Origin of the sequence: Falsiroseomonas oryzae, assembly GCF_027856955.1 — a bacterium.
In the GTDB taxonomy this organism is placed as follows: Bacteria; Pseudomonadota; Alphaproteobacteria; order Acetobacterales; family Acetobacteraceae; genus Falsiroseomonas; species Falsiroseomonas oryzae.
This window is the reverse complement of the sequence record NZ_JAPSMD010000642.1, coordinates 1-2307: the sequence shown is the minus strand read 5'-3', so window position 1 is coordinate 2307 and position 2307 is coordinate 1. Positions and strand designations below refer to the sequence as shown.

Here is a 2307-nt window from a genome sequence, read left to right as displayed (position 1 = left end):
GCGCCAGCCGACATGCCCGTCGGGACGCACCAGCACCAGGGGCGGCCCGCCGAGCGCGGCCGCGTCGCAGCGCGCTGTCACAACCGGGGCGCCGGTCATGCGCAGCGCTGCGAGCAGGCGCGGCGCCGCCGCCTCCGTCCCGACGCCGAGCAGCGTGAAGCCGGGGCCGAGGAGGTCCAGCGTGCTGCGCCCGTCCGGCAGCCAGGCATGCGGCAGGCGCGAACCGGGCCAAGTGGAGGGCACCACCTGGTTGGGGTCGTCCGGCGGTTCCGGCGTGCCGTCGGGCACTACTGCGGGACTGTCGGCATAGCGGTAGCCGAGATGAACGCCGGCGGAATTGAACTGCCGCGACATCCAGGCGATGCGGTCCTTCAGCCGGGCGCGCGCCTCGGCGCCCCGCGCACTGTCCTCGCCGACATGCGCGGGCGTTTCCGCCATCACCATGTCGATGCGGTCGGAATTGGTGGCGCTGACGATGGAGTTGCGCACGGCGACCGGCCAACGCTCCGCCTGGTAGCTGTCGAGCAGCGCCTCCCCCGCCCAGCCGCCCCGCACTGCCGCCAGCTTCCAGGCCAGGTCGCAGGCATCGCCGATGCCCGTGTTCATCCCGACGCCGCCGGTCGGCACGAACAGGTGCGCCGCGTCGCCGGCCAGGAAGACGCGGCCACGACGCCACTCCGCCGCGACGGACTGGTGGTGGTGCCAGTGGGTCGTCGCGATCAGCTCGAAGTCGAAAGGCCGGCCCATCGCGGCGTGCAGCACCTGCGCGGGATCGTCGGGCGGCGCGCTCTCGTCGCGCGTCGGGTCGGCCCAATAGTACTGGTAGTTCCAGAGCTCGCGCCCGTCGATCGCGGTGAAGACGCCGTAGCAGCCGGGGGTGAAGCAGAAATAGAGGTTCGCCAGCCCCTTGCCGTGCGCCGCCAGGAAGGCCGCGCTGCGGAACAGGTAGGAGACGTTGCTGCGCAGCCGCCCGCGCCCGTGCATGCGGATGCCCAGCGTCCGCCGCACCAGCGACCCGCCGCCGTCACAGCCGACCAGCCAGTCCGCCTCCACCGGCTCCTGCGCGCCCGCATCGTCCTCGATCATTGCGCGCACATGGTCGCCGCGATCCTCGAAGCCGGTCAGGCGCCAGCCATGCCGCATGGTCAGCGCTGGCAGGCCGCGCGCGTGGTCCAGCAGCACGGGCTCCAGCGCCTGCTGGCCGATCTGCGTCTTGCCATAGGGCGACCAGGCCAGCTCCCGCCAGCGCGCGGCGGCCGTCGGATCGCGGGCGCGGATGCGCGCGACGGGCGGCGAGGCGAAGCGGTGCAGCTCGTGCCCGGCGAGGCGGTCGCAGAAGACGATGTAGTAGGCGTCGTGCTGCGGCATGCAGGCGGCATAGACCGCCTCGTCCAGCCCCCAGCGCCGGAACAGCTCCATCGAGCGCGCGCCGAGCAGCGTCGCCTTGGGATGCTGCGTCGGCCCGTGCCGCGGCTCCACCAGCAGCGAAGGCACGCCGCGATGCGCCAGGTCGATGCCAAGGGTAAGGCCGACCGGGCCGCCGCCCGCGATCAGGACCGGAATGCGCCGCGTCATGGCATCAGCAGCCCGCCATTCACGTGCAGCACCTGGCCGGTGACATAGGCGGCGGCGGGGCTGAGGAGGAAGAGGATGGGTCCGACCACGTCCTCCGGCGTCGCGAGCCGCCCGAGCGGCACGGCGCGGAGATACGCCTCCCGGTCCAGCCGTGGCGGTGCCGTCCCGTCATCGCCCCCGCGTCCGGTGCCGCCGCGCAGGAAGGCCGTATCCACGGCGGAGGGCGCGACGGCGTTCACGCGCAGCCAGGGTGCGTTCTCCGCCGCCAGCACGCGCGTGAGCGCCAGCACGCCCGCCTTCGCTGCCGCATACGGGCCGTAGCCCGGCGCGGCCTTGGCGGCGAGGCCGGAGGCCATGGTGACGACGGACGGCGCGGTGCCCGCCCGCAGCAGCGGCAGCGCCGCACGGCAGGCCTGGAAGGTGGCCCCGAGATTGCCCGCCGTCACCTCGGTCCAGAGTGCCGAGGTGGTCTCGGCCACGGCCTGCTTGGGCCCGGCGAAGCCGGCGAGCGTGACCAGCCCGTCGAGCCCGCCCCAGGCATCGGCGAGCCGCGCGAAGGCCGCGCCGACCTCCTGCTCCCGCGTGGCGTCCAGAGGCAGCGCGAAGACCCCGTCGGGCGGCGCGTGGCGTGCGATCGACGCCGGGAGGTCCAGCACCGCCACGCGGCAGCCCTGCGCCAGCAGCGCGCCGACCAGTGCGCGCCCGATGCCGCCCGCGCCGCCGGTCACCGCC

At 74.4% G+C, this 2307-nt stretch carries 2 protein-coding genes; both read right to left on the bottom strand.

The window, feature by feature from the left end; translation table 11 throughout:
* Positions 1 to 1575: FAD-dependent monooxygenase (locus OZN99_RS30035; protein ID WP_270938879.1), on the bottom strand; the 1575-nt coding region annotated here is incomplete at its 3' end.
* On the bottom strand, positions 1572 to 2307 hold a 736-nt coding region (locus OZN99_RS30030), incomplete at its 5' end, for an SDR family NAD(P)-dependent oxidoreductase (RefSeq protein WP_270938878.1). The genes OZN99_RS30035 and OZN99_RS30030, both read right to left, overlap by 4 nt.